At 49.0% G+C, this 4,025-nt stretch carries 3 protein-coding genes; all 3 read right to left on the bottom strand.

Annotation, left to right across the window (positions count from 1 at the left end):
• Positions 1-56: 56 nt before the first annotated feature.
• From ACFPXP_RS08380 to ACFPXP_RS08370, 3 genes are read right to left on the bottom strand one after another with little or no spacing between them, the layout of a single operon-like run.
• On the bottom strand, positions 57-491 hold the full coding sequence (locus tag ACFPXP_RS08380) for a hypothetical protein (protein ID WP_379893777.1): 435 nt from the start codon (positions 489-491) through the stop codon (positions 57-59).
• Between the two features lie 19 nt (positions 492-510).
• Positions 511-3,159: a molecular chaperone gene (locus tag ACFPXP_RS08375; RefSeq protein ID WP_379893776.1), complete on the bottom strand. Its 2,649-nt coding sequence runs from the start codon at positions 3,157-3,159 to the stop codon at positions 511-513.
• Positions 3,160-3,189: 30 nt separating this feature from the next.
• Positions 3,190-3,876 carry an iron-dependent peroxidase gene (locus ACFPXP_RS08370; protein ID WP_379893775.1) on the bottom strand — a complete coding sequence of 229 codons (687 nt, stop codon included), beginning with the start codon at positions 3,874-3,876 and terminating at the stop codon, positions 3,190-3,192.
• Positions 3,877-4,025: the final 149 nt, after the last annotated feature.

Here is a 4,025-nt window from a genome sequence, read left to right as displayed (position 1 = left end):
GCAGTTCCTCGTGATGAACCTGGAACGCCGCTTGCGGCTTCTTTTTGTCCTCATTCTCAACATGCTGCTGAAACGTACCGCCTACAGACAATTTGCTCTCTAATGTTTCGTTCAGCAAGCCCTAATTCCATCTCGTTCGGAAGAAGTCTCACTTCGTCATCCAGCACCACCTCGGTCCGATATTCGGTGTAATCGCGGCTCTGATCAGCATCCTCGAAGCGGATCTTTATAACCGTCTCTCTGCCGGTCGCCTGATAGGGAATCGAAACATCGGAGGTCAGCATATAAAGCCGATCTCGATACTTAATGATTCCTTTTTGAATGACGAGATGTTCGCCTTCAGCTCTTACCGCTGCGCCGGCAACAATGCCGTCCGACCAATCTTGCAAGAACAGCTCGCACGCATGCCGGGGATAGTCTCTTAAACTCTCCAGCATCTCTGTTTTTAATATGCGCCCCTTCACAAACTGAGGGATATGATCCTTAAACATCGCTGACCTCCCTGCTGTCCTACTTCCAGCCGTCGAAGAAATCCAATTCGCTCAAGTCGTTCTCGAACGCATAAAATTTCTTGCGTCCTAGATACAGCTGCTCCTCTTGACGCGCGACCGGCACGACGTGAAAGCCCCAATTGTTCTCACTGGCAAATACGAAAAACTTCATCTCACCGTTCATAATCGAGTCGGTGTCATCCTGCGGAATTTTGTTTCCGTACATGGCATAGATGTCTTGATACAATACATTCGTAAGCGCATGCTCTTCGTTATGATACACATAGCGATGCCGCAGCTTGCCGTCATTGCCCTTGAGGTAGAACTCCACCTCTGCTACGCCGATCGGCCGGGATATCGTTCCATAAATGCGATTTAAGCGTTCGTAGCTGCTGATCAGCACAATTTCCTCTTTCATATGTGTATATGCGCTCACCGAATATGGCACCGCCGGATCATGATTCGTAATACTCGCTTCAATCGTGCCTGTCTTTTTGGCGCTTAAATAACGGATCGCTCCCCGTAAGCAGGCCAGCTTTAAATCCGGAACAGTAAAATCCTCTTCCGTCTTCTGCTTGAATTCAATGCTGCGGCCAGGTACGAATTCCTTCAGAGCTTCGCGGAATACATCGATTCGGCACGATTGTCCCGTCAACTTGATAATCGAATATTCCTGAAGCTTGCCCGTGCGGTAAAATTCGTCTAAAAACTTGCGTACCGTCTCATAAATATCCGCTTTGATCAGATGATTGATTTCCTTAATGTTAAAGACCACGTCTGGGAAATCATAAACCGCTCGGAACCCGCTTCCCTCGATAATCGATAAATACCAGCGGTCTACAGCCGTAATCTTCAAATCCTGCTCCTGCTTGTTCTCGCTGTCTAGTTGGAACCTATTGCGAAGAATCCCCGTCTTACGGTAGAATTCTTTCTTCATCTCCTCGGCAATTTCCCATAAGAAATAGAAATTGCTTTTGACGCGCTGATATTCATCCCTTGTGCGATTTTCATACGCCGTAAAGCGGGTCGGAATAACCTCCTCCGCCTCTCGGTAGCAGGCCTCAAATCGATCATATACGGCATCTACGCCGTGCTCGTCGACATATCTGAAGATGTCATTGCCGGGAATATCGATCAAGCTGTCAATATCCGTCGTTAATCTCCCGTTGCGGTAATAATCGGCAAACACGATCTTCATATACTGCACAATCCGGTACGTAATGTTGTTGCCGCCGAAGTTGGTGTCGCCATTTTCATAGGTCGTCTGAATATCAATCTTGTACGATATCGCACTGTTCGTAATTCGGAAACGACAGGATGACAAATCCGTCGTTCCTCCGCCGCAATCAATGACCAGCGCCTTGTATTCCTCATCCTCCAAGTAGCTGCCTCGGTCGATCTGCTCTGCAATCGTATTGAATAATACGGACATGCCCTCATCGAGAACCTGGTTCTCCTGTATGTCATACTCCGGCAAAATGTCCTTGAACATTTCCGCGAACTGCGTCTTCATCTTCACCGGACTAGAAATATGAAGCGACTTGAAGCGGCACTTAAACTGCTGCTCCGCCATCTCGACGACGTACAGCAAATAAGCCCGTAAAATATCGCCGCGTTTGACACTGACCGAATATCCTTGACCGTCGGTCAACTCCTCGATCTTGCAGTAATTGTTAACCCATCGCTTCATGCCATGGCATACCGATGCAGTGCCGCTGTAGCCGTTCTTCTTCATATACTTCATCGCGTCATAACCAAAGTCGTAGCGGATCTCCTCTGGATTCGAACAATCTGCTGCGCTGACCATCGTAGGGAGCGCCTCAATCCAGCGAACCGCTTTATGCGTTCGATCCGGAAACAGAACGTAATTGATGCTGCCCAGCTTCACCAGCCCGTTCAATACCGCATTGCTGCATACATTGGAGACGTACCTGCTGTCCAGATAAGCCCCCGCCGTCGTATTGGAGGTTCCGAAATCAATCGCAAGCACCGCCGACGTCTGTTCCAAATCGCGGATTTCCAAATCCGGTACAGCGAGCTTATGGTAGTGAAGATTGACGGGAGGCATCGGAATATCCTCGTAGTACGTCTTGTATAAATATTCCGAATCCTGCTTGCGAAAGAAGAGCAGACTGTACTGCTTGTTCGGTGTGCGTCTAATCTCATGCCCCTTCTCCGCTGTCAAATAATAGACGCCCTCCTGCCCGTCCTTCTCCAGATTCAATATCGCGCATATTTCCAGCTGCCCGTTCACGAGCAGCACATTCGATTCTCCCAGCTGACCGCCAGTCTCTACGCGATACTGTTCGAGCTTGTCCATTCTCAGCCCCGGATAAAGCAAAATTTTGGCCGGTACACGAATGCTTCCGTCATCAGGCAGCTGGGTTTTCAGATATTTATGCAGAGCTGACTCCAGCCGTTCAATGCCCCCCGGTTTCGGCGAACGAATCAGCAGACTTGTATCCGCGCTGCGATACTTCAAGATCGTCCGAATCAAGCCCTCACGGTCCAATGAATGCGCCAATCCATCGACTAGACGCTCTTTATAGCAAATATTGCGCAGCTGAAAAGTGGTCATTTCCTGCAGCTCGTCGCGAGTATATAGAACGGTGGCCCGCTCTCTCTCCTCTTTTTGCGGCTTATTGTAAATTTTGTATGAGTACACCATCTTTATCTCCTCCTTGCCGTCCCGGGCAATTCAATACAGCACCGTGTCCCCCATCACCATCGTCTGCTCTTCTCCAATCATCCCGACACAGCCGTTCCAGAAGACGACGATGTCGCACCAGAGCGGCGCGAACAGCTCCTTGAGCAGCTCCAGCTTCATCCGGTGCTCTTCCGTTTCTTTGCGATTCATGAAGAACAGCAGCTCGTCCTTGTCCTCCCTTGAACAAACAATCACGCCCGGGAACAAGCTGCGGGCGGCACGAGTCAAGCAATAGACGGCTTCCCCCGTCTCATGCAGCTTTAGCAGGTTCTCGGCAATGACTTCCTTCTCCCGCTTACACAATCCCTCGAACCGCTGCTGTATGGAAGGCCCATATGCCCCTTCGTCCAAATCCCTCGTGACAAAACGGATATAGAAATCCCGCTTCGTCAGTCCCGAATTCAAGTCGAGTTCCCCTAAGAAGTGAATGACGATATCGAAAAGAGTATGCCGAAGCTCAAAATCTTCAGCCATATTAGGGTCGAACAAATCGCCAAGCAGCTCATGAAAGCGGTAGTACGGATTAATCTCAATCCGCTGTTCCAGCGTACGAGGATTGAGCGATTCCATGCTCAGCTCCATATACGGCGAAAAATATTCCGCGGGAGAGAACTGGATATGCTCGCGGCGTATCCCTTTTCGCTCTGCCTCGATAATCAGCTCCCATATATAATTCATAAGAGCACTCCCTCGCAGCGATACGTATTGTCAAAACTTCTATAAGAAATAGGTTATAAAATATCTCCATAGAGGGCTTTATAGGCAAAAAAATTGCCACCCCCTAAATTCTTTGGATAATTGAGGTTACCACACACCCAACAACCAAG

Origin of the sequence: Marinicrinis lubricantis, from assembly GCF_042658665.1 — a bacterium.
Taxonomy (GTDB): Bacteria; Bacillota; Bacilli; order Paenibacillales; family KCTC-33676; genus Marinicrinis; species Marinicrinis lubricantis.
This window is presented reverse-complemented; position numbering and strand designations above follow the sequence as displayed.